This window comes from Actinomyces sp. B33, from assembly GCF_028437565.1.
Lineage (GTDB): Bacteria > Actinomycetota > Actinomycetes > Actinomycetales > Actinomycetaceae > Pauljensenia.
Window position 1 is genome coordinate 84,866 of record NZ_JAMRYR010000004.1, and the last position, 26,041, is coordinate 110,906.

Genomic DNA, 26,041 nt, shown 5'->3' on the forward strand with positions numbered 1-26,041 from the left:
CACGAACCCGCGCCTCGCCGAGGCGCGCATCACATCCTCAACACAGGGAGAGCCTCGATGACCACCCCCGCTCCGCAGGATCAGAACCCCTACATGCAGGGCGCCGACCCGGCCCAGCCGCAGTACCCGGCCGCCGCCGGCCAGCCCCAGTACGATGCGGCCTACGCCCAGCCCGCCTCGGGCTACGCCCAGCCGAAGTCCCATATGACCGCGCTGCTCCTGTCGATCTTCCTCGGCGGCCTGGGCATCGTCGACTTCTACATGGGCTACAAGAAGTACGGGATCATCAAGCTCGTCCTGTCCGTCCTAGCGGGCGTCCTGTACCTGGCCGGTAGCGCGATGATCGCGGTCTCCATCGTCGAGTCCCCCTACGCCTCGCCCAGTGGCGGCGGCTTCGTCCTGTTCTTGCTCGGCGGCTTCCTCCTCTTCGTCGTCAGCATCTGGGCGCTCGTGACGATCATCTGCGTTGCCGCGCGCAAGTGGATCTACGCCACGGACTCCGCCGGCGTCCCCCTCGCCTGAGCCTTTCATCCGCCTCGCGCGGACTCATCGGCCCCGACGCGCCGAGGACCGGGAACAACCCGGGAACCCCCTCATGCCGCGCGTCGGGGCCGATCCATTAGGCTCTGTCCAGCGGGCAGCCGCCCGCAGGCACCCGACCGGAGACACAGTGATGACGACCCCCGACCCGCGCGCCCCCCTCCCGAACGACTCCAACCTCCCCTCCGGCGCCGAGCAGGAGGTTCAGTCCGGCGTCGACGAGGGCTCATCAGCGGCCCCCTACGCTCCCCCCGCCTCCTCCGCTCCCGCGGGGTTCGACCAGGCCCCGACGAGCCCGTACAGGGCCCCCGACGACCAGCCCGCGCAGCCGGTCGACGCCCCGCCCGGATGGGGAGGCCCCCAGGCCCAGGTCCAGCCCGAGGCCCAATCGGCGTACGGGCAGACCGAAAACCAGCAGGACCACGGGCAGGCCGGCTATTCCCAGCCCGGCCATGGACAGGCGTACGGCCAGCCGGGCTACGGCCAGGCCGGGTACGAACAGCCCTACGGCCAGACCGGGTACGCCCAATCGCCGTACGCGGCAGGCTACTCCCAGCCGGGCTACGGGCAGGCCGGGTATCAGCAGCCCTACGGACAAACCGGGTACGCCCAGACGCAGTACGCGGCCGGTTACGCCTACCCCGGATCCCAGCCCAAGCAGATGATCGCCGCCGCCCTCCTCGCCTTCTTCCTCGGCGTCTTCGGGGCCCACAACTTCTACATGGGCTACACGGCCCGCGCCGTCATCCAGCTGTGCCTGACGGTCCTCAGCCTCGGATTCCTCAGCCCGATCACGTGGATCTGGTCGTTCGTCGAATTCATCCTCATCCTCGTGCGCAGCGGCTCCTACGCCTACGACGCCAACGGCGTCCCGATGGTCTGACGAATCGGCGTCAGGAATCCGACCGGGCGCCCTCCTCGTCCAGAGGACGGCGCCCGGCCCTCGGCTCGCCCCATCGACTATGGAAGAATCAACGACATGCTGCTCAGCGATCGCGACATCACCGCCGGCCTCGACTCCGGGAGGATCCGCCTCGACCCCCTCGACCGCGACCTCGTCCAGCCCGCCAGCATCGACGTGCGCCTCGACCGGCTCTTCCGACTCTTCGACAACCACCGCTACCCGGTGATCGACCCGGCCGCCGACCAGTCCGACCTCACCCACCAGGTCGACGTCGGCCCCGATCAACCCTTCGTCCTCCACCCCGGCGAATTCGTCCTCGGCGCCACCTACGAGCTCGTCACCCTCGGAGACGACATCGCCGCCCGCCTCGAGGGCAAGTCCTCGCTCGGGCGCCTCGGCCTGCTCACCCACTCGACCGCCGGCTTCATCGACCCCGGATTCTCCGGCCACGTCACCCTCGAACTGTCCAACACCGCGACCATGCCGATCCTCCTGTACCCCGGTATGCGCATCGGGCAGCTGTGCTTCTTCGACCTGTCCTCGCCCGCCGAGCACCCCTACGGCTCCTCCGGCCTCGGCTCCCACTACCAGGGGCAGCGCGGTCCCACCCCCTCGCGCACCCACCTGCGCTTCACCCGCACCCGCATCGAGCGCTGAACACCCATGACCCCCCAGGCACCGACGCCGCCCGGCCCCGGCACCACCCGCACGTCCCTGCGCGAGCGCATGGCCGCGGCGAACGGCGCCGGAGCGTCCAACCCCCTGACCGAGACGACCGCCACCGGCTTCTCCGCCGACCTGCCCGGCAGCGCCTTCCACATCGACCAGACCGGGCGGGTGGCCCTCGCCGAGGCCGCCGCCCCCATCGCCACGACCTTCGACGTCTCGGGCCCCGCCGGCCTCATCGACGTCGAGACGGCACGGGGCCACCACCTCTTCCTCACCACCGACGAGGTCGACCCCTCCGAGGTCGAGGCCCTCGCCGTGTCCGTGTGGGACGACGCCGCATGGGTCGGGGCCGGGTACCTGCGACTGACCTCCGGCGCCCACCTCGTCGGCCCCTGGCGCATCGACGCGGCCAGGAGAACCGACCTCGACACCCCCGCGCCCCTGACGAACGCGTGGATCCTCCACTGCCCGGCCTCCCGCGTCGCCGCGCCCGCCGACCAGACCCTCCACGGGGAATGGGCCCGAGCGTTCCCCGACGGGATGCCGACCGGCCTCGAGTACCGGGTCCTGCGCGTCCTCCACCAGATGGCCCGACGGCTCGCCGGAGGATTGCGGATCTGCGGCAGCGGCCGCATCCTCGAACCCGATCCCGACTCCGCGGTCAACCTCAGCGTCTACTCGCCCCGCTGGATCGCGCCCGAGGACCTCCTGCGCGCGCTCGCACCCGACTTCCCCCGGGCGCGCGACGCCAGCGCGATCCCCGCCCGGGTCCCGGGCGCCAGGGAGGCTCGCTCCCAGGAGCAGGCGGTCGCCCGGCTCCGAGAGGGCCTGGGGCCCGTCCGCCCCGACCTGTCGACGCGCATCGCCCGCGCGCGCGCCGAGGCCGCCGCCCGACCCGCGACCCCGCAGGTCGTCGAGGGCTACGCGATCATCTCCCCCGTGGGCAACCGGTCCGATATGGTCGTCGAGGTCCGCCCCGTCCCCCGCCCCCCGCAGGTCCTGCGCTGGGAGTCGTGGACGACCGGGACGATCGTCGAATACCAGGTGAAGTGGCTGCCCGGCGGCTCCATGGAGGTCCCGCTGACGGGGGTCACCCGCACGGCCCGCCTCGAGAGGCTGCGCTCGCTGGAGGGCATCGAGCGGGCCACCGGGATCATCGTCGCCCTCGCGGGCGGCAGCGTCGTCGACGAGGACGGCTTCCTCGTCGCCCTCGACCAGGAGTCCTGAACGGGCCCGGGAGGGCGTTGCGCTGTGAGCGCAGCGCCCCCGAGTACGAGTGCAGGAGCCTCCCAGTAAGTTCACAGGATGGCCGCGTGGAATACAGGGAGATGAAGGAGGCCCAGATGAGCGAGCCGAATCGCACCCCCATCCGCCACGTCGACCTCGTCTTCGAGGACGAGGCCCCGACCGCCCGGCCCGAGTCCGCGTCCGCGCGCTTCTCCCAGCGCGCGACAGGCCCTCGACCGGCCTCCCGGACGGGACGAGAGGGCTCCGCCCGCCGGTCGAACCGCGCCCGGGAGGGCTCCCGTCCCCAGGGAGGCTTCGGCTCCCGCTCGGCCGACCGAGCGGCACGGGCCGAGGGGGTCGGTGTGAGGATGCCCGAGGGGCGCCTCCCCTCGAAACTCGTCATCGGCGCGCTGGTCGCCACCGGCGTCGGCGGGATCCTCGTCGCGAACCTCGCCGGAGCGGCCTCGCGAGCCGCGATCACCGTTCCCGCGGTCCTGACGTCGTCGGCGGCCGTCGCCGGCGCCGCGAGCATCGCCTCGACGCTCCTGGGGGGCCTCGGAGCCCTGATCGTCGCCGGCGCGTGGGTCTCGCTGCGACGCCGGGGCCGCCGCGAGGACGCCTCCGGCCTCATCGTCTCCATGACGGTCGCATGGGCGGTGTTCCAAGGACTGATGCTCCTGGGAGCGGGGTCGGCCCCCGTCGCCGTCCCGGCCGTCGGATTCCTCGCGGCCCTGAGCACCGCCGGCGCGGCGATCCTCGGCAGGGGCCGGGGCATCATCGGCTCGCCGGCGGCCCTCGTCGTGTCGGCCGGGACGGCGGCCCTCCTGGCCGTGTCGGCGTTGCTCGTGCCCGCCGGGCTCGCCAGCCTCGTCGGCGTCGCCGTCTCCACGGTCGTCGGGGCGGGGGGCGCGCTCCTGGGCGTGCGCGCGTGGAACCGATTCTGGGCTCCCATCGTCGAGCACCGCGCCCGCGCCGCCTCCGCCCTCAACGCGATGTTCGCCGACCGGCGCTACGCGACGCGCTGACGGCGCGCGGCGCCGCTCACGGCTGCGACGGGCTCGACCGGCGCACCGACTCCAGGAGCATCACGGCCACGTCCCTGACCTCGGGCAGGCCGGGGGAGCCCCCGCCCCGAGCCGGATCCTCCGGCTCGGCGCCGGAGACGAAGCCCGCCGACGCGCCCGAGGCCGATCCGAGCATCTGCGAGCAGAACGGGCAGGCGGTCGCCACCACGTCCGCCCCGGTCGCCGCCGCCTCGACGATGCGCGCGTCCGCGATCCGCACGCCCCGCGACTCCTCGAACCACGCGTGCGCCCCGCCCGCCCCGCAGCACATCGCGCGGTCCCGATTGCGCTCCATCTCGACGACCTCGACCCCGGGGATCGATCCGACGAGCTCGCGCGGCGGCTCGTACACCCGGTTGTGCCGCCCCAGGTAGCAGGCGTCGTGATACGTCACCTGCAGCGGCCGGCCCTCACCCTCCGCCGCCGGCGCCGGAGGGGCGACCGGCGTTAAGCGCCCCTCGCGCACGAGGCGGTTGAGGAGCTGCGTGTGATGGACGACGTCGAAGGAGCCGCCCAGGTCGGGGAACTCCCCGGCGATCGTGTTGAAGCAGTGCGCGCAGGACACGACGATCGCCCGGGGACTGGCCTGCGTGAGGGCGTCGACGGCCTGGGCGGCGAGCATCTGGAAGAGCACCTCGTTGCCGGCGCGGCGCGCCGGATCGCCCGTGCACGACTCGCCCGACCCCAGGACCGCGAAGCTCACCCCGGCGATGTGGAGCAGCTCGGCGACGGCCGCCGTCGTCTGCTTCGCCTTGTCGTCGTAGGCGCCGGCGCAGCCCACCCAGAACAGGTAGTCGACCTCGGAGGCGTCCTCGATGTCGACGCCGACGACCGGCACCTCGAAATCGAGGCCCTTCGCCCAGTCCATGCGCTTGCGGGCCGGCTGGTTGTACGGGTTGCCCTTCGACTCCATGGAGCGGAACGCCCGCCCCAGTTCGCGCGGGAACGCCGACTCCATGAGGGTCTGATGGCGCCGCAGGTCGAGGATGTGATCGATGTGCTCGATGTCGACGGGGCACTGCTCGACGCACGCCCCGCACATCGTGCAGTCCCACAGGACCTCCTCGCTGACGACGCCGGGCACCAGGGGCGCGGTCACGTCGGCGACGCCCGTCGGCCCGGTCGCCCCCGACGCCGACAGGGCCGACAGGACATCGAAGGTGTGCGGCAGCGGCTCGACGCCCTTGTCGAGGAGCATCCGCCCGTCCTCGTCGAGGCCGGCCAGGCCACGGTCGCCCGGGACGTTCCCGTCCTCGACTCGCTGGGGGACGATCTCCTTCTTCGAGGCCGACTCCATGTGGTCGCGCAGCGACATGACGAGGAGCTTGGGGGACAGGGGCTTGCCGGTGTTCCACGCCGGGCACAGCTCCTGGCAGCGCCCGCACTCGGTGCACGCGTACAGGTCGAGGCGCGCCTTCCACGACAGGTCCTCGACCGTCGCCGCCCCCAGGACCGTCTCCTCGTCGACGTCGTCGAAGGCGTCGGGCGAGACGACGGGGCTCCCGTCGAGGATCATCGGCGCGGCGGGCCCCAGGGACTTCGTGCCATCGGCGTTGCGGCGGGCGTAGACGTTGACGACGGCGACGAAACGGTGCCAGGCCACGCCCATGGACGTCTGGACGCCGACGACCATCATCCACGTCATCGACGCGAGGATCTTGACGGTGGCGACGAGGACGATGCCGGTCGCCGCCGCGTCCGCGTCGGCGCCGAAAGCGCGCGCGAGAGAGCCGATCCACGCGGTCAGCGGGAAGTGCCAGGCCGACGCCGAGTGGTCCGGCAGGGCGGTGAGGAGGGCGTACTCCAACCCCCGCAGGACGATGATGCACGCGCACACGACGAGGACGACCCATTCGACGAAGAGCGCCTGCCACTTCGTCGACCCGAGGAAACGGGAGGCCACGCCGGCGGGGGAGCCGTCGCGCGGATGCGGGCGGGTCAGGGACGAGGGCGGGGTCGCGTTCTCGATACCCGCGTCGGCGGCGGCCCGGGCGGCCGCCCCGTCCGGGTCGTCGTTCGACAGGGCCGCCTCCGCGGGCGTGCCCGCCCCGGCCCGGCGGCGCACGAGCATCAAGTGGACGATCCCCGCCAGACCGCCCCACGCGAGCAGCTCGGTGAGCCACTCCCAGGGGAGGAAGTGCCCGATGAGGGGCAGCGCCCACGTCTGGTCCCTCAGCTGGCCGTAGCCGGCCACGAGGGTGAGGAAGAGGAGGGGGAAGGACACCATGACGAGCCAGTGGGCGGCCCTGATCCACGGGCGCCCCTTGAACTCCCGGTGGCTGAGGACGGCGGTCAGCAGCCCCCACGTGCGGGCCCCCACCGGGCGCAGGCGGCCGGGGGAGGGGGCGCCCTGGGAGACCTCGCGCCAGATGTGGGCCAGGCCCCGGGTGAAGGACAGCAACCCGAAGAGCGTGGCGAACAGTGCGAGGACCCAGCACACGACGCTGAGCGTGGGTGAGGCCATCGACGCCACCTCCGGGGAACGGGAATCGGACGGGATCATTGTCGCACCGGCCGGCCCGCCCGCCCATCGAGCGCACTGGCGCCCCCGCCCCCTGGGCAGACGCATGATGCCTTTCCGTTCGAGGCGGACAGCCCGGTCGGCGCCCCGCGGGCGACGGCACCCTCCGACCGGGGCGCCTCCCCTCTCCCCGCCGGGCGAGAGCCGTCCTGAGCAGGCAGGCGGGATCGGCGACCAGAGGGGCTCCCCCCCGCCGGGCGGGGACCGGCCGCCGCCGGTAAAATCGGCATGCCGCCCCACGTGAGGAGCCCCCTATGCTGGCCGTCATCGCCGCGCACCTGTGCGCCGCGATTCTCGCGCCCGCGCTCGTATCGGCCTGGGGGCGGCGCGCCCTCGCGATCCTCGCCTCCGCCCCCGCCTCGGCTCTCGCCTACGCGCTCGCCCGAACGGGGGACGCCCTCGGCGGCGCGAGCGCAGTCGAATCCCTCACGTGGATCGACGGCCTCGATCTGACGATCCGGATGCGGATGGACGCGCTGTCGTGGGTGATGACGCTCATCGTCGGCGGCGTCGGAGCCCTCGTCCTCGTCTACGCCTCCCGCTACTTCACCGACTCGTCGCACGGCCTGCGCCGCTTCGCCGCCGTCTTCACGGCCTTCGCCGGCGCGATGCTCGGCATCGTCCAGGTCGACCACACCATCGGCCTGTACATCTTCTGGGAGGCGACGTCGATCCTGTCGTTCCTCCTCATCGGCCACCACTTCGACCGCCGCCCCGCCAGGATCGCCGCCCGCCAGGCCCTCCTCGTCACCACCTCCGGGGCACTGGCCATGTTCTCCGGATTCGTCATCCTCGCCCACGTCCCCGCAGGCTCCTACCGGCTCAGCGACCTGGCCGCGGGGGGACTCGACCCGTCCGACCCCCGGGTCCTCGTCGGGGCCCTCCTCGTCCTGGCCGGCGCCTTCTCCAAATCGGCCCTGGTCCCCTCCCACTTCTGGCTCCCCGGCGCCATGGCCGCCCCCACGCCCGTCTCCGCCTACCTGCACGCCGCGGCGATGGTCAAGGCCGGCGTCTACCTCGTCGCCCGACTGACCCCAGGCCTGGCCGCGATCCCCGCCTGGTCGCCCGTCGTCGTCGCCGTCGGCACCGCGACGATGCTCCTGGGAGGGTGGAGGGCCCTCAAGCAGCACGATCTCAAACTCGTCCTCGCCTACGGCACCGTCTCCCAGCTCGGCCTCATCACCGCCGCCGTCGGCCACGGGTCGGCCGGCGCCATGGCCGCCGGGCTGACGATGCTCATCGCCCACTCGTTCTTCAAATCCACGCTGTTCCTCACCGTCGGCGCCATCGAATCGGCTACCGGGACGCGCGACTGGAGGCGCCTGTCGGGCCTGGGGCGCCGCCGGCCCGTCCTCGCGGCCGCCGCCGGCCTGGCCGCCGCCTCCATGGCGGGCCTGCCGCCGACCACCGGCTACCTCGGCAAGGAGGCGATGATCGCCGCCCTCGTCGACGCATCGGGCGCCCCATGGGCCGGGCGCGGCGCCGACGCGGTCCTCCTCGTCCTCCTCGTCGCCGGGTCGATCCTCACCGCCGCGTACTCGTGGCGCGCCTGGTGGGGGGCCTTCGGCGTGCGCGACGTCGCCGACGAGGACCGGGTCTCGTCCTGCCGGGCGACCCCGTGGCCGATGCAGGCCGTCATCGTCGTCCTCAGCCTCGGGGCCGCCATCGGCCTGGCCCCCGGCCCCCTCGAGACGATCCTCGCCCCCGCGTGGGCGACGATGCCCGGCCACGCCCACCTCGCCTGGTGGTCCGGCCCCCTGCCCGCCCTCGTCACCGCCGCGATCCTCGCCGTCGCCGCCGCCCTGGCCGCCGCCGCGCCGCGAGTCGAGGACCTCCAGCGCGCGACGACCCTGCCGATCGCCGCAGTCGACCTGTACGCGTGGAGCCTGCGCGAACTCGAACTGCTCGCCGCCCGCATGACCCGCCTCACCCAGCGCGGCTCCCTGCCCTGGGACCTGTCCGTGATCTTCACGGTGCTCGTCGTCCTGACCGCCGGATCCCTCATCGCCTCCCGGCCCGCCTCCCCGGACCTGACCTGGGCGGACTCCCCGATCCAACTCCTCATCGGCCTCGTCGTCCTCGTCGCCGCCGTCGAGACCGTCCGCTCGCGCCGCCGCCTGCGCGCCGTCGTCGCCCTCGGCGGGGTCGGCCTGGGAGTCGCCGCCCTCTACGCCTCCCAGGGGGCGCCCGACCTCGCCCTCACCCAGGTCGTCGTCGAGGCCGTGTCCGTCATCGTCTTCGTCCTCGTCCTGCGCCGCCTCCCCCGCTTCTTCTCCGACCGCCCGCTGGCGTCGAGCCGATGGCTCAAACTCGCGCTCGCCGTCGCCGTCGGCCTGGGGGTCGTCGTCGCCGGCCTCGTCGCCTCCTCCGCCCGCGTCCACGACCCCGTCTCGTCGATCATGCCGAACGAGGCCCTCGCCTTCGGCGAGGGGGAGAACATCGTCAACGTCATCCTCGTCGACATCCGCGCGTGGGACACCGTCGGCGAGCTGTCCGTCCTCCTCGTCATCGCCACCGGTGTCGCCTCCCTGATCTACGTGCGCTCCCGCTCCGGCCCCATCGACAAGGCGCCGCTATCCCCGGGCGGCCACCGCGCCGGCGAACCGACCCCCTCCACGCCCGGCGAGCCCGGCGAGCGGGGGCTCGTCCGCAGAGCCCGGCGCGCCTCCTTCCTCAACGGGGCCCTCGCCCTGCCCGCCCAGGAGCGCTCCGTCGTCCTCGAGGTCGCCGCCCACCTGCTCTTCCCCACGATGATCGTCGTCTCGATCTGGCTGCTGCTCATTGGGCACAACAACCCCGGAGGCGGATTCGCCGGAGGCGTCGTCGCCGGACTCGCCTTCGTCGTGCGCTACCTGGCGGGGGGCCGCCACGAGCTCGGCGAGGCCATGCCGATCCCGCCCGGCCGCATCCTCGGCCTCGGGCTGTTCACCGTCGGCGCCGCCGCCCTCGCCCCCCTTGCCCTGTCCAACTCCGTCCTCCAATCGACCCCCGTCGACCTCGACCTCGGCCCCCTCGGCCACCTCCACTTCACCACCGCGATGGTCCTCGACGTCGGCGTGTACATCCTCGTCGTCGGCCTCGTCCTCGACCTGATCTCCGCCACCGGCGCCCAGATCGACCGCCAGAGCGCCCGGCCCGACCACGAGGCGAACGCCAGGGGGGCGCTGCGATGAACTCCGCGTCCCTGACCCTCCTCCTCGTCGCCGGAGTCCTCGCCGGAGCCGGCGCCTACCTGATCCTCGAGCGCTCCCTGTCGCGGGTCTTCATCGGCCTGGGACTGCTCACCCACGGCGTCAACGCCCTCCTCCTGTTCGCCGGCGGCCCCGCCGGCCGCCCGCCCCTCCTCGGCTCGGAGGACCCCGCGGCCATGGCCGACCCGCTCCCGCAGGCGATGATGCTCACCTCGATCGTCCTGTCCCTGGGGACCACCTCATTCGGGCTCGCACTGGCCTACCGCCAATGGCGACTGACCGGCCACGACGAGGTCGTCGACGACCTCGAGGACCGCTGGATCCTCGAGCGCTCCGACGAGGTCACCGCCGCCGCCGAAGCCGTGCGCGGCGACGAGGACGCCGACATTAACTACGACCGCGACGACGAGGACGCGCCCGACGGCGCGACGCCCAGACCCGAAGGGGAGGGCGGCCGATGACCGATGTCTCGTGGATGCTCCCCGTCCCCGTCCTCCTGCCCCTGCTCGGCGCCGGCCTCGCCCTCGTCCTCGGGCGCCGCGCCCGCGCCCAGCGCCTCATCGCCCTCGTCGCCCTGTCGGCGACGACGGCCGTCGCCGCCGTCCTCGCCGTCGCCGCCAACGCCGGGCCCGTCGTCCTCGACGTCGGCTCGTGGGCGGCCCCCATCGGCGTCACCCTCGTCGCCGACCGCCTCGCCGCGACGATGCTCCTCGTCAGCCAGATCGTCACCCTCGGCGTCCTCGTCTACTCCCTGTCCCAATCGGTCATCGACGACGACCCCCGGACCCCCGTCTCCATCTACTTCCCGACGTTCCTCGTCCTGTCCGCGGGAGTCGCCAACGCCTTCCTCACCGGAGACCTGTTCACCCTCTACGTGGGCTTCGAGATCCTCCTGGGGGCCTCCTTCGTCCTCATCACCCTGGGCGCCACGCGCGGGCGGGTCCGCGCCGGAACCGTCTACGTCGTCGTCTCCCTGCTGTCGTCGGCGCTGTTCCTCGTCGGGATCGCCCTGACCTACGCGGCGACCGGCACCGTCAACATGGCCCAGCTCACCGAGCGCCTCCCCGAGATCGACCCGGGCGCCTCCCTGATGATCCAAACGGTCCTCCTCGTCGCCTTCGGCATCAAGGCCGCGATCTTCCCCCTCCAGGCGTGGCTGCCCGACTCCTACCCGACGGCGCCCGCCCCCGTGACCGCCGTCTTCGCCGGGCTGATGACCAAGGTCGGCGTGTACGCGCTGATCCGCCTCCAGGTCCTCCTCTTCCCCGGGGGCCGCCTGACCGCCCTGCTCGCCGCCATCGGCGTCGCCACGATGATCGTCGGCATCCTCGGGGCCGTCGCCCAGGACGACGTCAAGAGGCTCCTGTCGTTCACGCTCGTCAGCCACATCGGCTTCATGGTGTGGGGACTGGCCCTCGTCAGGACCACCGGGCTGGCCGCCGCCATCTACTACGCCGCCCACCACATCCTCGTCCAGACCACCCTCTTCCTCATCGCCGGCCTCATCGAGCGGCGCACCGGGACGACCTCCCTGTCGAGGCTGTCGGGCCTGTATCGCAGCGCCCCCGTCATCACCCTGTGCTTCCTCGTCGCCGGCCTCAACCTCGTCGGCGTCCCCCCGCTCACCGGCTTCGTCGGCAAGCTCGGCCTCGTGCGGGCCTCCGTCGAAACCGGATCCCCGACCGCCTGGACGCTCCTCGCCGCCGGGATGATCGCCTCCTTCCTCACCCTGTACGCCGTCGTCACATGGTGGAACCTCGCGTTCTGGCAGTCCGAGGAGGACTCGACGACCTCCCTGCACGCGCCCGTCGTCCGGGCCGGCGCCCCCGAGGCCGTGCGCGCCCGGGCCGAGCGCCAACTCGCCCGCGTGCGCACCGCCCACGCGTCCGCCGCCGAACGGTCCGCGCGCGCCGCGCGCGCCTCGCGGACCGAGACCGAACTGGCGACCTCGCGCAACTCGTGGCCGATGTACGGCGTCGTCGTCGCCCTCATCGGCGTCCAGGCGGCGATGGCCATCGCGTCGGGCCCCGTGTGGGACTACGTGTCGCGGGCCGCCGTCGACCTGACCGCGAGGACCCCCTACGTCTCGGCGGTCCTCGACGAGGACGGGCGCGGGTCCGGGACCTCCGACGACGAGTCCGGCGGCACCCAGTCGGTCGAGGTCGACCCCAATCCCCAGGCCGTGCCCAGGGACGACGAGCAGCCCGCTTCGTCCGAGGGGGCCGGGCGGGCCGGAACGGGGGGCCGACGATGAGACGCCTGCGACCCGCCGGGGCCGCGAGGCCCGCCGGCGCCACCAGGGGCCCCTCGCGCGTCGACATGCGCCCCTCGGCCGCCATGACCCTGTGGCTCCTGGGGGTCTGGCTCCTCCTCCTGCGTGACGTCTCCCCCCTGGGGGTCGTCGGGGGCCTCCTCATCGCCCTCGCCGTCCACCTGCTCCTCCCCATGCCGCGCACGGGCACCCGGTGGCGCATCCGCCCCGGGGCGCTGGCATGGCTGCTCATCCGCTTCCTCGTCGACCTCGTCCACTCCGGCCTGGAGGTCTCGTGGATCATCCTGTCGGGGCGGCGCGTGCGCACCGGCATCGTCCGCGTCGACCTCCACTCGAACGACCCGGTTCACCTGACGATCATGTCCGCGATGACCTCCCTCGTCCCCGGGTCGATCGTCGTCGCCATCATGCGCGACCAGGCGCGCATGTACCTGCACGTCCTCGACCTCGACGGGCACGGCGGGCGCGCCGGCATCCGCCGGTCGGCCCTGCGCCAGGAGGAGAGGATCCTGCGCGCCATCGCCCCCGCGGACGTCCTCGCCGACCTGGGGATCCCCACCCGCGACCACCCGATCCGATGGGTCCGCCGACGCCTCCCAACGAGCCGCCCCCTGCCCGGCGACCCCGGGCACGACCTGTCCCCCTCAGCCCCCCGGGAGGGCGGATGAGCGCTCTCGACCTCGTTCACCTCGCGGCCGCCTGCCTGGCCGCCTGCTCGGCGATCCTCGCCCTCGTGCGCATCGGCCGGGGCCCGTCCCTCCTGGACCGGGCCATCGCCAACGACGTCCTCACGGCCTCGGGTATCGCCCTGCTCGCCGTGATGATCGTCGGATGGAACCGCGCCGACCTGGGGGTCGTCATCTTCCTCCTGGCGTTGATCGGATTCCTCGCGCCCGTCGTCATCGCCCGGTTCACCCGCCGCGAGCACGTCTCCGAGCGGCGGATCCTCACCGCCGAGGAGGCCGCCGAGCAGATGCGGGCGCGCGAGGACGACGCGCGGCGCGCCGAGGAGGCCGAGGCCCAGGCCGCCGAGGCCGAGGCCGCCCGCGAGATCGCCGAGACCGCCGCCATGGAGGAGCTCTCCCACGTCCGCCGGACGGCCCCGGCCGCCATCCCCCCGATGGCCGACCCCGGGCGGGCGCCCGGCGACGGGACGAGCCCGGGAGGAGGGACCCCCCATGAGTGACGTCCTCACGTGGATCGGATCGATCCTCCTGCTCGCCGGCGTCGCCCTCACCTTCGTCGCCGCGATCGGCCTGATCCGGATGAAGGACCCGTGGACGAGGATGCATGCCGCGTCCAAGCCCCAGCTCCTCGGCCTGCTCCTCGTGTGCGCCGGGGTCGCGGTGGAGGTCAGGACCGCCCAGTGGGCCGGGCTGGCTGTCCTCATCGTCATCATCCAGGTCATCACGGCGCCCGTCGGCTCCCACCTCATCGCCCGAGGCGTCGACCGGGGCGGGCGCTCGTCGCGCGACTCCTTCGACGACGTCCTCGACGTCGATGACCTCGGCGACGACCTCGCGCCCGGCGCGCATATCGAGAGGAACTGAACAATGGTCCAACTCCACCGCCTCCGCCTGAGCGTCGACGACTCGTCGCTGATCCCCGTCCTCGACGAGATCCGCGCCGAAGCGGGACTGCCGAAGGGCTTCCCGGAGGCCGTCCTCGCCCAGGCCGAGCGCGCCTGCCGCCAGTGGGCCCAGGCCGTCGCCGGCCTCCGCCTCGCCGCCCCCGCCCCCGAGGACCCGTCCACCCGGGTATCCGGGCCCGCCCCCGGCCCCTCGGCCGACGCCCCCCGCGCGGCCGGCGCCCCCGTCGCAGAGGCCCCCGATGGGCCCCTCGACTACCGGCGCCTGACCAGCTGGCCCCGCCTCGACCTCGCGCCCGCGGCCCACCGCTGGCCCGACCTCGACCCCGCGGCCCTGCCGTCATGGGACGCCACAGCGATCCCCTTCGTCACCGTCGACCCGGAGGGCTCGCGCGACCTCGACCAGGCCGTCCACCTCCACCGGCTGACCCCGGCCGACCGGGAGCGGGCCCCCCGGGGCGCGACGGTCCTCGTGTCCTACGCGATCGCGTCGCTGGCGACCTTCGTCCCCGCGGGGAGCCCCCTCGACGACGAGGTCCGCTCCCGCGGCCTCACCGTCTACATGCCCGACCGATCCACCCCCCTGCATCCGCCGGTCCTGTCCGAGGGCGCGGCCTCCCTCCTGCCGGGCCAGGTGGCGCCGGCGTGCGTGTGGCAGATCCTCCTCGACGCCGAGGGGCACCGCCTGGGGGCCGCCGTCAGGCGGGCGGTCGTGCGCTCGCGGGCGCAGCTGTCCTACGACGAGGTCGAGGCCGCCCGGGTCCGCGGCCGGGGCCTGCCCGGAGTCCCCGACGACTTCGTCGCCCTGCTGGAGGAGGTCGGCCGGGCCCGGCGGCTCATCGAGACGGGGCGCGGGGGAGTGTCGGCCCCGACGCCCGAGCAGGAGATCATCAGGATCCCGGAGGTCGACGGAGGGTCCCATTACGCCCTGGAGTTCCGCGCCAATGCGCTCGTCGAGGAGTGGAACGCGCAGATCTCGCTGCTGACGGGCATGTGCGCCGCGGAGAAGATGCGGGCCGCGGGGGTGGGGATCCTGCGGACGGTGCCGGAGGCGCCGGAGTCGGCGATGAGGAGGATGCGGGCGGTCGCGCGGGTCCTCGGCGTCGACTGGCCCAGCGGGATGCCGTACGCGCGGCTCGTGCCCGAGTTGGACCCGACCGATCCGGCTCATGCGTCCTTCCTCATCCAGGCGATGGGCCTGTACCGGGGGGCCGCCTACACGGTGTTCTCCGACCGGGGGCTGCCCGAGGCCGGGGGAGCGCCGGCCGGGGAGGGCGCCGGTCACGGGGACTCGGGGGAAGCGACGGTCGAGCAGTCGACCGCGGAGCCGTTCCCGCGGATCGGCGACGAGTCCGCCCGTCATGCGGCGATCGGCGCCGAGTACGCGCATACGACGGCGCCGCTGCGCCGCCTCGTCGACCGGTGGTCGTCGGAGATCTGCCTGGCTCACGACGCGGGCGAGCCCATCCCCGAGTGGGTCGTCGAGTCGGTGTCGCAGGTGCCGTCGATCATGGCGCGGGCGCGCCAGCGGGCGGCTGCGGCCGAGCGGGCGGCCGTGGGGGCGGTCAGCGCGAAACTCCTCGTCGGGCATGAGGGCGAGGCCTTCGATGGGGTCATCGTCGAGAGCCGCGGTCGGGATCGGCGCCGCGACCGCGACGGGGCGGGGGAGGAGCCGGGTCGCTCCCGGCACGCGGGCGGCGGTGAGGCGCCGTCCGCGCCCTCGGGGGACTCCGGACGGCGGGGATCGGACGGCGGGCCGGGGGAGGAGGAGCCCGAGCGGGGCCGGGTGATGGTCGCCGACCCGGCGGTCATGGCGCCGGTCGTCGCCCGCGGGAGCGCTGAGCTGCCGGTCGGGGACGAGACGCGGGTGCGCCTGATCCGCGCGGACGTCGAGCGCCGGAGCGTCGAGTTCGCGTGGCCGGCCTCGTAGGACCGGTCCGCGGGCGCCGGTCACGGCGTCGGCCCGGCCTCTCCTGCGGCGTGGGAGGAGGGGCGCGGCCGCTGGGGCGTCGGAGCGTTCTTCGCCGAGCCGAGCCCTCGTCGTGCCGCGTCGGAGAATGGGGCGTCTCCTCGCGTGGGGACCCGTCGACTCGCCGACCGCCCCCGACACACCGAAGCCGGGACGCTTCCTCCCACGGAGATCCGCCGCTGAGCCGCGGTCCGGCCTCGCTCATCGAATGTGTCGACGAAACGGCTTTTCGTGTACATATCGTCCGAACGTGTCGATTTTTTCGCGTTTCATCGACACGTTTGGGAATCGTGCTTATGGTGTGAACATGTGGAATACGCCCGATGAGCCGTACCAGGATCTTCCTCCACTGCCCCCTGCTGCTCAGATCGAAACCCCTGCCGTTCTCAAGGGCGTGATCTCCGCCAGCAGGGCGCTCGCCCGCCTCGATGGGGCCTGCAAACGGCTGCCCGATCCGACGATGCTCATCAATCTCATCCCCCTCCTCGAAGCCCAGGCGTCGAGCGAGATCGAGAACATCGTGACGACCAATGATGAGCTCTTCAAAGCGGCCCATGGGGCCTTGTCGGCAATGACCCCGCAGGTCAAGGAGGCGCTGAGGTATCGAGAGGCCCTGTGGGCGGGATTCGAATCCGTGCGGGAACGGCCGATCACGACGGCAACCGCGATCGCCGTGTGCGAGGGGATCAACGGGCATCAGGTCCAGATCCGTAATCGGCCGGGGACCTACATCGGCAATCCCCGCACCGGTCGGAGGATCTATACCCCGCCCGAGGGACAGGAGACGATTCAGCGACACCTGTCGGCGTGGGAGTCCTTCCTCCACGGCGATCATGGGATCGATCCCCTGGTGGTGATGGCGCTCGCCCACTATCAGTTCGAGGCGATTCACCCGTTCTTCGACGGGAACGGCCGCACCGGGCGCATCCTCAACCTGCTGGTCCTCATCGAATCCGGTGTCCTCGAACTCCCCATTCTTTATTTGTCCGGGCACATCACCAGGCACAAGGACGAGTACTATCGGCTCCTCAAGGGCGTGACTCGCAATGACGAGTGGACTCCGTGGATCCTCTTCCTCCTGTCCGGGATCACTGAGACGGCGACGTGGACCCTCGATCTGGTCGAAAGGACAGATGAACTGCGCGAGCAGATGAGCGAGGAGATCCGTCGGATCAATTCCAGGGTTCCCGCGGCTGACATCACGAGGCTCCTGTTCACGCAGCCGTATCTTCGCATCGACGCCGTCGTGGAGGCAGGACTGGCGAAACGCCAGACGGCATCGCGTTGGCTGACGGAGATCGCCGAGCACGGCACGATCGGCAAGGAGCGGATCGGGCGGACGGTACTCTTCGTCAACGACCGCTTGCTCGACATGCTCTTCGCCGCGGCGCTACCCGAATAGGAGGAGAGCATCCCAGGCGCCTCGGCAGGCGGGGACGCCCGTGCTCGGCTCCCCAGGCCTACTCGGATTCCTCGCAGATCATGGGATCTTCGCCCTTGTGTAGGAATGTCCCGGTAGCGTCCCTCGTCCAACTGCTCGCATTCGCAGCGGCATCCTTCGCATTCGCGCTGAAACCGGAGAGAAGCCCCTTCGTTTTCCCGACGACCCCGGATACGGCGCTAGCTGTACTGACCGGCGATGCCTGAACGGAGGTCTCGGATAGCAGCGCCGCATATTCGGCGGCGTCCACTCCCGGGGGAGGCAGTTCCCGTAGGTGCCTGTGAAGCCGCCCGGCAAGCCCGCCGCGAACGACATCACCGCGACTTCTTCGTCTCGAAGCTGATCGTCGACGCGGCGAGGCGCCGCGCGCCCCTCGCCCCTCATTCGACGAGCGACCACCCGCGGGCCCGGTGGCGCTGGCCCCAGAAATCCCGATAGGGGCCGTCGGCCTCGACGAGGCGGTCATGCGTCCCCCGCTGGGCGATCCGCCCATCCGCGTCGAGCATGATGATCTGATCGGCTGACATGATCGTCTCGAGCTTGTGGGCGACGACGATCAGCGTCGACGTGGCCCGCAGGCGCTCCATGGACGCGACGAAATGCCTCTCGTTCTCGACATCGAGAGCGCTCGTCGCCTCGTCGAAGAGGACGATCGGGGCGCGTTTGAGGAGGGCGCGCGCGATCGACACCCTCTGCCGCTCCCCGCCTGACAACGATCGGCCCCCCTCGCCGACGCGCGTGGCCGCCCCGAGGGGCAGGCGGTCGATGATCTCGGTGACCCCCGCCAGATCGATCGCCCGCGCAACCTCCTCATCGGTTGCGTCGGCCCTCCCGACGCGGACATTGGCCTCGAGGGTGTCGTCGAAGAGGTAGACGTCCTGGAACACCATGGCCAGTTCCGCCATGAGGTCCTCGGTCGTCATCTCGCGCACGTCGGAGCCGCCGACGCGGATGGTGCCCGATGTCGCGTCGTAGAAGCGGGAGATCAGGCGCAGGATCGTCGTCTTGCCCGAGCCGGAGGGTCCGACGATCGCGCACATCGTCCGCGCCGGGACGGTGAACGTGATGCCGTCGAGCACCTGACGGGAGTGGTCATAGGAGAAGCCGACGTCGGTGAGGGCGACGCTCCCGGGAGCGGTCATCGGGGCGCTCGTCTCGGGGGCGGGGAGAAGGGGGGCGTCCATCACCTCGTCGATCCGGTCCATCTGCTGGCGGCGGTCCTCCAGTCCGAACAGCGCAGAGCTGATCGCGTTGAGCTCGGCGGTGAAGCACAGGATGAGGCCGAGGGTCGCGACAGCCGGCAGGGGGGCGATCGAGCCGACGGCGGCCACCTGCGCGGCGACGACGATGAACGAGACGATGATCGTCTGGACGGCGATGCCGCTGAGCAGTTGGGACAGGGTCTCCCACCACAGCGCTCGCCGGGAGGAGACGCGCGCCGCGTCGAGGGCGGCGGCGAGCTCCGGGTATCCGGCGGAGGCCCCATTGGCCCTCAGGGCGCGCTGGCACTGGGCGAACTCGACGGTTCGGGCCGCGATCTCCTCCTCGCGGGGCTCGCTGATGGACTTCCCGTGATCGAGGATGCGCCGGGAGAGCGCGAGGACGGCGAGGAGGACGGGCGCGGAGGCGGTCAGGAGGAGTCCGAGCCGCCAGTCCCACAGCCAGGCGCCCAGCGTGATGACGATCGCCGTAGCGGTCTGGACCACGAGCGAGTAGATGAAGTGGCCGACCGATTCCCCCAGGGAGAGCATCTCCTGGGTGACCATTCGCGACAGGCGGGCCCCGGTGTCTCGCCGGAACCATCCGAGCGGGAGGGCGGCGACCTTGTCGCCGATCCGACGGTGGACCTCGGAGACGAAGCCCAGGGCCCCGAAGTACCCGATCCTCACCCCGAGGAAGTCGAGGACGACCGCGGCGACGGCGATCGCGCCGAGGACGACGAGCCATTCCCGCGAGCCGAGACCGAAGGATCCCGGCGAGCCCGCCAACGTGGTCGTCACCGGGATGAGGACGAGGAGTCCGAGGCCGCGGAGGATCCCGACGAGGAGGCCGAGCGTCATGCCCGTGCGCAGCTTCCCCCAGTCCTCGTGCGCCATCAGGCGCTCGTACCGGGGCAGGAGGAGCCCGCCGGAGTGAGGCGTCTTACTCATGGGGGGCCTCCATCGGGGCTCGGGCGGCCGTCGAGCGCAGAAGGGCCGCGTAGTGGGGCTGATCGAGGAGGTCCTCGTGCGAGCCGACCGCGGCGATGCGCCCCGAATCGAGGACGACGATCTGGTCGGCGCCGACGACCGAGGCCGGCCGGTGGGCGATGACGACGACGGTCCGTCCCCGGGCGAGGGCGGTGAGCGCCTGCTGGATGTCGGCTTCCGACTCGGGGTCGGTCATCGCGGTGGCCTCGTCGAGGACGAGGACCGGCGCGTCGCGCAGGAGCGCGCGGGCGATCGAGATGCGCTGCGCCTGCCCGCCGGACAGGTGGGTGTCGCGGCCGATGACGGTGTCGTAGCCGTTGGGCAGGGACATGACGAAGTCGTCGATCTGCGCGGCCCTGGCCGCGTCGCGGATCTCCTCGTCCGTGGCATCTGGCCTGGCCAGGGCAATGTTCGCGCGGATCGACGAGGTGAGGAGCTCGCTGTCCTGCAAGACGAAGGCGATGCGCCGGTAGAGCTCGCCCTCGTCGATGTCGCGCAGGTCGACTCCGCCGAGGGTGATGCGCCCGGCGGTCGGGTCGGCGAAACGGGCGAGGAGCATCGCGAGGGTCGACTTCCCCGACCCGGAGGGGCCGACGAGGGCGGTGACCGTCCCCTCCGGCAGTGTCAGGGTGATGTCGGTGAGGGCGTGGATGGCGGCCCCGTTGTCGCCGGAGGCGTAGGTGTGGCTGACGTTCTCGACGCGGATCGAAGACCCGGCGGGGACGAGCGGGCGGTCGGGGCGCGGCAGCTGCTCGGTGTCGAGCATGTCGCACAGGCGCACGGCCGCCGAGCCCGCGAGCTGGTAGGACCATTCGATGGAGGCGACGGTGTTGATCGTCCGCGGCAGGACGAGGGCGATGAGCGAGGTCGCGATCACCTGGGGGATGTCGACCCAACCGGCGGCGATCATGGCCGTCCCGCCGCCGAGATTGACGAGGAGCACGAGGGGCGTCGAGATCCACGACATCGACAGGGAGCTGATCGACACGAGGGGGATGCACCAGCCGCGCCAGAAGCGGACGAAGGACGAGGCGGCATCCATGTATCGCCCGTGAGCCCGCCCGACCTGGCCGAACGCCTTGACGACGGAGATGCCGGAGGCGAATTCGATCATCCGCGACGACACAACGGCGAGTTTGTCGTCCATCTGCGCGGTCTTCTCGGCCATCCCCCGCATCGTCGCCGTGTAGGTGAGGGCGTACAGGGGGATCGTCGCGATCGACAAGAGCCCGAGGCGCCAGTCGATGAGCATCGCGTAGGCGAAGAGCGCCAGGGGGGAGACGACCGCGTTGAACATGTCGACCGGCGCGTGGGCAATGACCGTGTGGACGGTCACCGTGTCGTCTTGAACGGCTTTGCGGACCCTCCCGGAGGTCGAGTCGTCGAACCAGGCCAGGGGGGCGCCGGCGAGGCGCAGGAGGATGGCCTCGCGGGTGCGGGCCCGCAGGTGGAGGTCGGCGAAGTGCGTGATGGCGAGGGCGAGGAAATAGGACGTCAGGTTGGCGAGGAAGGCGGCGATCAGCCACATAATGATCGTCTTCGCCCGGATCGCGTCGAGCGGGGCCCCCGTCCTGTGGGCGTCGAGGAGGACGTCCCCGAGGGCGACGAGCGCGACGTAGGGGGCGACTCCGAGGATCGCGCTGACGAGGGTCAGGACCTGGGCGAGGAGAAGCCACGCCCGGATGGGACGTTGGAGGCGGCGGATGGCCCGGCGTCCTCGGGCGTGCTTGGCGGCGGAGTCCTCGGGGGAGAGGAGGGCGTCGGGCGTGTCCTGAACGGGGGGTGTGGACGCGTCTGACTCGGTGATGCTCATGCCAGGTGCTCTCTAGAACGACGATTCCCTTAGGAGAGGCTAACTCATCGAAGGGATCGATGGAACCCCTCTTGCCCCGTGCGGGCATCGGGACACGGGATCGCCCGGCCGGGCCGGCCATGTTCTGCTCAGCGACGCGATGAGTCGTCGCCCCCGCAGTCCGCGCCGCTGAAGACGATCACCCGGCGGCGACGCTTGCCCGGCGTCGCCGCCGCACAATATGTTCTCTCGGGGAAGGAGACGATGATGAGACTGTGGAGCCTTGATCCGACGGTCCTCGACAGAGCCGCCCTCGTCGCCGGATGGCGAGAGGGACTCCTCGCCCAGAAGGTCCTGCGCGGAGCCACCACCGGCTACCGCCGCCACCCCCAACTCGACCGATTCCGCGGAGAGGCCGCCGCCGCCCTCATCGCCGGATGGCTCCTCCCCCTCGCCGACGAGGCCGACCGTCGCGGGTACCGCTTCGCCCGCAACCTCGTCGACGCCGAACCGGCCCCACCCGGAACCCTGACCGTCACCCGAGGACAACTCGACCTCGAAACCGCGCACCTGCGGGCCAAAGTCCGCGTCCGAGCCCCCCACTGGCTGCCCCGACTCGATTCCGTCGGACCCCACCCCCTGTTCCGCGTCGTCGACGGCCCCGTCGAGCCCTGGGAACGCGCCTCCCCCGAAGAATGAGGCGCGCCGCTGCGCGCACGTCCCGAGACCCCGGCCTCCCACTCCCACCTTGGGACGGGAGGAGCAGGATTGGTGAGGTTGCCGATGATCCCGCCCCGGGACAGGAGGACGCAGGGACTTCACTGTGGGGAGTAGGGGTGGGTCGTTGGTCCCGCCCCGGGACGGGAGGACGCAGGTCACGTTCCGGCTCGTCGCCGATCCACGGGCAGGTGTGGCACAGTGGAGGCGTGCCCCCAATCTCCGCACGGATTGATCAGACACCGCCCGGCCTCGGCATCGACGAGGACGACCACCCCCGCGACCACTGCGGCGTATTCGGCGTGTGGGCCCCCGACGAGGACGTCTCCAGACTCACCTACTTCTCCCTCTACGCCCTCCAGCACCGCGGCCAGCAATCCGCCGGCATCGCCACCTCCAACGGCGAGCAGATCCTCGTCTACAAGGACCAGGGCCTCGTCACCCACGTCTTCTCCGAGCAGACCCTCCAAGGGCTCACCGGCCACATCGCCCTCGGACACGTCCGATACGCCACCACCGGGGCCGACATCTGGCGCAACGCCCAACCCACCCTCGGCCCCACCCCCACCGGCACCCTCGCCCTGTGCCACAACGGCAACTTGACGAACACCGACGACCTGCGGGCCCTCGCCCGCGCGATCGCCGACGACGGCGAGGACGTCGAACGGGGCGCCACGACGGACACGTCGATCATCACCGCCCTCCTCGGCCTCGCCGACAGGATCCCCGGGCCCGCCCCCTACGTCGCCCCCGCCTGCGCCCTCCCCGACCCCATCGGCGAGGGCGCAGCCGCATCCGAGGCCGACCCCTCCCCCCTCGTCGCCGCCGCCCTCACCGTCCTGCCGCGCCTCAAAGGCGCGTTCTCCCTGTGCTTCATGGACGAGAACACCCTCTACGGCGCGCGAGACCCCCACGGATACCGCCCCCTCGTCCTCGGGCGCCTCCACTCCGGCTGGGTCCTCGCCTCCGAGACCGCCGCCCTCGACCTGTGCGGCGCCTCCTTCGTTCGCGAGATCGAACCGGGAGAACTCATCGCCATCGACGCCACCGGCGTCCACTCGCGCCGCTTCGCCGTCACCCGCGCCAACACCTGCGTCTTCGAATACGTCTACCTGGCCCGCCCCGACACCACCATCGGAGGGCGCCGCATCGTCGCCGCGCGCCAGCAGATGGGCGCGGCGCTGGCCGTCGAGAACCCCGTCGACGCGGACCTCGTCATCCCCACCCCCGAATCCGGGACCCCCGCCGCCATCGGCTACGCCCAACAATCCGGCATCCCCTTCGCCCAGGGGCTCGTCAAGAACTCCTATGTCGGGAGGACCTTCATCCAACCGACCCAGTCCCTGCGTCAACTCGGCATCCGCCTCAAGCTCAACCCCCTGCGCGAGGTCATCGAGGGCCGTCGCCTCGTCGTCATCGACGACTCCATCGTCCGCGGCAACACGCAGCGCGCGCTCGTCGCCATGCTCCGCGAGGCGGGCGCCGCCGAGGTCCACGTGAGGATCTCCTCGCCGCCCGTCGCCTGGCCGTGCTTCTTCGGCATCGACTTCCCCACGCGCGCCGAGCTCATCGCCTCGTCCATGAGCGTCGACCAGGTCCGCCGCTCGCTCGGCGCCGACTCCCTGGCCTACCTGTCGATGGAGGGCATGGTCCAGGCGACCGGCCAGGGCACCGGCCTGTGCCTGGGCTGCTTCACCGGCGACTACCCCGAGGACGTCCCCAAGGGCACGCCCATCCCGGGCACCCCGGGGGCGATCTCCTGCTGACCGCCGCCCCGCCCGCGGGCCCCGGACTCCGCCGACCCGTCCCCCGCCCGACCGATCACGACCGCCGCCCGACACAGGAGACCCGATGAGCGACATCACCCCCCTCGACTACGCCGCCGCCGGAGTCGACACCGCCGCCGGCGACCGCGCCGTCGACCTGATGAAAGCGGCCGTCTCGCGCACGCACGACGCCACCGTCCTGGGCGCCACAGGGGGCTTCGCCGGCATGGTCGACGCCTCCGCGCTCCTGGGCATGGAGCGCCCCCTGCTCGCGACCTCGACCGACGGGGTCGGCACGAAGATCGCCATCGCCCGCGCCATGGACATCCACGACACCATCGGCCAGGACCTCGTCGGCATGGTCGTCGACGACATCGTCGTCACCGGCGCCCGGCCCGTCCTCATGACCGACTACATCGCCTGCGGGCGCGTCGTCCCCGAGCGGATCGCCGCGATCGTCACCGGCATCGCCCGCGCATGCGAGGCGACGGGCACGCCCCTCGTCGGCGGTGAGACCGCCGAGCACCCCGGGGTCATGGACCCTGACGACTACGACATCGCGGGCGCGGCCACCGGCGTCGTCGACGCCTCGAAGCTCCTGGGGCCCGAGCGCGTCGAGGACGGGGATGTCCTCGTCGCCATGGCCTCGTCCGGGCTGCACTCGAACGGCTACTCGCTGGTCCGCTCGGTGCTGGCCCGCACGGGGAGGAGCCTGGATTCCCATGTCGACCGGTTCGGCCGGACCCTGGGCGAGGAGCTCCTCGAGCCGACGCGCCTGTACACGCGCCTGTGCCTCGACCTCGTCGACCGGGTGGGGGTCGGCGGAGAGGGCTCCCCGGCCGTCGGCGTTCACGCGTTCTCGCACGTCACGGGCGGGGGCCTGGGAGCGAACCTGTCGCGGGTGCTGCCCGTCGGGGCGGTGGGCGACGTCGACCGGGGATCGTGGGAGGTCCCCGGCGTATTCGACTGGGTGCGCCTCGGCGGCTCGGTGTCGTGGGAGGCGATGGAGGACTCGCTCAACCTGGGGGTGGGCATGGTCGCGGTCGTCGGCTCGGACTCCGTGGATGAGGTCGTCGCCGCCTGCGCCCGCGCAGGGGTCGACGCCTGGGTCCTCGGCTCGGTGTCGATGGGGCCCCGGGGAGAGGTTGGGCGGCGGGGGCCGGCGGCGGACGCGCGCAGACCCGGTGAGCGCCTGATCCACGGGACGAAAGGGGTCACGGCGGGGGCGGTGCTCCTGCACGGGCGGTACCGGACGGCCTGACAGTCGAAGAATGTGCACCGCCATGCGTTTCGGCGCGTTCGGCGGGCGAATCGCGCTCAGAATCGCGTCGAAACGCATGCTCGTGCACATGCGCGCCAGGGATCAGCGGGCGGGGGCAGTCCAGTAGTCCTCTTCGGAGGGGTCGTCGTCCTCGTCGTCTCCGGCCAGGTCGGCGTACTTGGAGTAGAGGTCGTCGTCCTCGTCGTCCTGATCATCCGCGTCGTCGACATCCTCGGAGTAGCGGTCCTCCGAAGTCGTCAGCTCCCGTTGGAGAGCATCCAGGTCCGTGTTCGGACTGAAGTACTTCAGCTTGCGTGCGACTTTCGTCTGCTTAGCCTTTTGACGGCCGCGCCCCATGGGGTCGACCCCCTCCGCGTCGTTCGGGTCCGCTCAGAGGCGGTGCCCTGGGTGATCAGAATGTGTCGTGGGACCATCATAGCCTGAGCGCGGCGGAACTCCGCACGCAGGGCCCCTCATGTGCGCGGGGTCATGGACTCGGCCGCCCCGATCGTCGGAGTCCGACGGGCCCGGGATCGGACTGATCGGATCGATCGGTCCGATCGGGCGAACCGGCCGCACCGGTTCGGCGGTTTTCGACGTCAACCGGGCCCGAGCCAACCATGGCCGAGCCAACCGGGCCCGAACTAACCACCTAACCACGCGCGAGCGAACCGGGCCCGAGGAGCCGCATCCCCGTGCCCGCCGGGGTCCGTGCACCCGCACTGCCGGACACTTCACGCACACGACCGGCGGCCGCCCTCCCGGGTCCGGGGCAGCGCGGGTGAAAACCCTTTTGGTCAGTCCAAACGAGCCACGTGAAGCCCGGGTCCGAGCGAGCGCGGGTGAAAGCGGCAGGGCTTGAGCGCCGGGAGCGACGAGGGCCCCGGGTCCGGGGCAGCGCAGGTGAAAGGTCCGCGGGAGGGCCGCCCG

Annotated in this window: 20 protein-coding genes; 16 read left to right on the plus strand and 4 right to left on the minus strand. The window is 72.0% G+C overall.

The annotated features are described in order from the left end of the window. Window positions 1-57 precede the first annotated feature (57 nt). The 5 genes from M3T53_RS06980 (at window position 58) to M3T53_RS07000 (ending at window position 4,365) form a co-directional block, all read left to right on the plus strand. Window positions 58-522, plus strand: a complete 465-nt coding sequence (locus M3T53_RS06980) for a TM2 domain-containing protein (protein WP_272433784.1) — start codon at window positions 58-60, stop codon at window positions 520-522. A 151-nt stretch (window positions 523-673) separates the two neighbouring features. After that, window positions 674-1,423, plus strand: coding sequence for a TM2 domain-containing protein (locus tag M3T53_RS06985; RefSeq protein WP_272433785.1), 750 nt, complete (start codon window positions 674-676; stop codon window positions 1,421-1,423). A gap of 96 nt (window positions 1,424-1,519) precedes the next feature. After that, window positions 1,520-2,101: a dCTP deaminase gene (dcd, locus tag M3T53_RS06990; RefSeq protein WP_272433786.1), complete on the plus strand. Its 582-nt coding sequence runs from the start codon at window positions 1,520-1,522 to the stop codon at window positions 2,099-2,101. A 6-nt stretch (window positions 2,102-2,107) separates the two neighbouring features. Continuing rightward, window positions 2,108-3,340, plus strand: coding sequence for a hypothetical protein (locus M3T53_RS06995; protein ID WP_272433787.1), 1,233 nt, complete (start codon window positions 2,108-2,110; stop codon window positions 3,338-3,340). Window positions 3,341-3,456: 116 nt separating this feature from the next. Further along, window positions 3,457-4,365: a hypothetical protein gene (locus tag M3T53_RS07000; RefSeq protein WP_272433788.1), complete on the plus strand. Its 909-nt coding sequence runs from the start codon at window positions 3,457-3,459 to the stop codon at window positions 4,363-4,365. 16 nt (window positions 4,366-4,381) lie between these two features. On the opposite strand, the gene M3T53_RS07005 is transcribed toward M3T53_RS07000, so the two are convergent. Then, entirely contained in the window at window positions 4,382-6,868 is a 2,487-nt protein-coding gene (locus tag M3T53_RS07005; RefSeq protein WP_272433789.1) for a (Fe-S)-binding protein, read from the minus strand. Window positions 6,869-7,179: 311 nt separating this feature from the next. Between M3T53_RS07005 and M3T53_RS07010 the strand changes: the two genes are divergently transcribed. The 8 genes from M3T53_RS07010 to M3T53_RS07045 all read left to right on the plus strand — a co-directional run bounded on the left by M3T53_RS07010 (window position 7,180) and on the right by M3T53_RS07045 (window position 17,347). Then, a complete protein-coding gene (locus M3T53_RS07010; protein ID WP_272433791.1) occupies window positions 7,180-10,098 on the plus strand; it encodes a Na+/H+ antiporter subunit A in 2,919 nt (972 codons plus the stop codon). Then, the gene (locus tag M3T53_RS07015) at window positions 10,095-10,577 is read left to right on the plus strand and encodes a Na(+)/H(+) antiporter subunit C (protein WP_272433792.1); all 483 of its coding nucleotides are present in this window, start codon (window positions 10,095-10,097) and stop codon (window positions 10,575-10,577) included. The genes M3T53_RS07010 and M3T53_RS07015 overlap by 4 nt, the downstream gene beginning before the upstream one ends. Next, on the plus strand, window positions 10,574-12,370 hold the full coding sequence (locus tag M3T53_RS07020; RefSeq protein ID WP_272433793.1) for a Na+/H+ antiporter subunit D: 1,797 nt from the start codon (window positions 10,574-10,576) through the stop codon (window positions 12,368-12,370). The genes M3T53_RS07015 and M3T53_RS07020 overlap by 4 nt, the downstream gene beginning before the upstream one ends. After that, on the plus strand, window positions 12,367-13,056 hold the full coding sequence (locus M3T53_RS07025) for a Na+/H+ antiporter subunit E (RefSeq protein ID WP_272433794.1): 690 nt from the start codon (window positions 12,367-12,369) through the stop codon (window positions 13,054-13,056). Before M3T53_RS07020 ends, M3T53_RS07025 begins: the two co-directional genes overlap by 4 nt. Then, on the plus strand, window positions 13,053-13,574 hold the full coding sequence (locus M3T53_RS07030; RefSeq protein WP_272433795.1) for a monovalent cation/H+ antiporter complex subunit F: 522 nt from the start codon (window positions 13,053-13,055) through the stop codon (window positions 13,572-13,574). Before M3T53_RS07025 ends, M3T53_RS07030 begins: the two co-directional genes overlap by 4 nt. Continuing rightward, window positions 13,567-13,938, plus strand: a complete 372-nt coding sequence (gene mnhG, locus M3T53_RS07035) for a monovalent cation/H(+) antiporter subunit G (protein WP_272433796.1) — start codon at window positions 13,567-13,569, stop codon at window positions 13,936-13,938. Before M3T53_RS07030 ends, mnhG begins: the two co-directional genes overlap by 8 nt. Window positions 13,939-13,941: 3 nt before the next feature. Continuing rightward, complete coding sequence (locus M3T53_RS07040; protein WP_272433797.1) at window positions 13,942-15,906, plus strand: RNB domain-containing ribonuclease; 1,965 nt, start codon at window positions 13,942-13,944, stop codon at window positions 15,904-15,906. Window positions 15,907-16,252: 346 nt separating this feature from the next. Further along, entirely contained in the window at window positions 16,253-17,347 is a 1,095-nt protein-coding gene (locus M3T53_RS07045; protein WP_272433798.1) for a Fic family protein, read from the plus strand. A 419-nt stretch (window positions 17,348-17,766) separates the two neighbouring features. Here M3T53_RS07045 and M3T53_RS07050 read toward each other — a convergent pair whose 3' ends face one another. Beyond that, the gene (locus tag M3T53_RS07050) at window positions 17,767-19,536 is read right to left on the minus strand and encodes an ABC transporter ATP-binding protein (RefSeq protein WP_272433799.1); all 1,770 of its coding nucleotides are present in this window, start codon (window positions 19,534-19,536) and stop codon (window positions 17,767-17,769) included. Continuing rightward, entirely contained in the window at window positions 19,529-21,388 is a 1,860-nt protein-coding gene (locus tag M3T53_RS07055) for an ABC transporter ATP-binding protein (RefSeq protein WP_272433800.1), read from the minus strand. Before M3T53_RS07055 ends, M3T53_RS07050 begins: the two co-directional genes overlap by 8 nt. Window positions 21,389-21,631: 243 nt before the next feature. Here M3T53_RS07055 and M3T53_RS07060 point away from each other — a divergent pair, with 243 nt between their 5' ends. The 3 genes from M3T53_RS07060 (at window position 21,632) to purM (ending at window position 25,111) form a co-directional block, all read left to right on the plus strand. After that, a complete protein-coding gene (locus M3T53_RS07060; protein ID WP_334540505.1) occupies window positions 21,632-22,066 on the plus strand; it encodes a pyrimidine dimer DNA glycosylase/endonuclease V in 435 nt (144 codons plus the stop codon). A gap of 236 nt (window positions 22,067-22,302) precedes the next feature. Then, the gene (gene purF / locus M3T53_RS07065; protein WP_272434035.1) at window positions 22,303-23,850 is read left to right on the plus strand and encodes an amidophosphoribosyltransferase; all 1,548 of its coding nucleotides are present in this window, start codon (window positions 22,303-22,305) and stop codon (window positions 23,848-23,850) included. 85 nt (window positions 23,851-23,935) lie between these two features. Beyond that, the gene (gene purM, locus M3T53_RS07070) at window positions 23,936-25,111 is read left to right on the plus strand and encodes a phosphoribosylformylglycinamidine cyclo-ligase (protein ID WP_272433801.1); all 1,176 of its coding nucleotides are present in this window, start codon (window positions 23,936-23,938) and stop codon (window positions 25,109-25,111) included. Window positions 25,112-25,213: 102 nt separating this feature from the next. Here purM and M3T53_RS07075 read toward each other — a convergent pair whose 3' ends face one another. After that, the gene (locus tag M3T53_RS07075; protein WP_272433802.1) at window positions 25,214-25,468 is read right to left on the minus strand and encodes a DUF3073 domain-containing protein; all 255 of its coding nucleotides are present in this window, start codon (window positions 25,466-25,468) and stop codon (window positions 25,214-25,216) included. Window positions 25,469-26,041 lie beyond the last annotated feature (573 nt).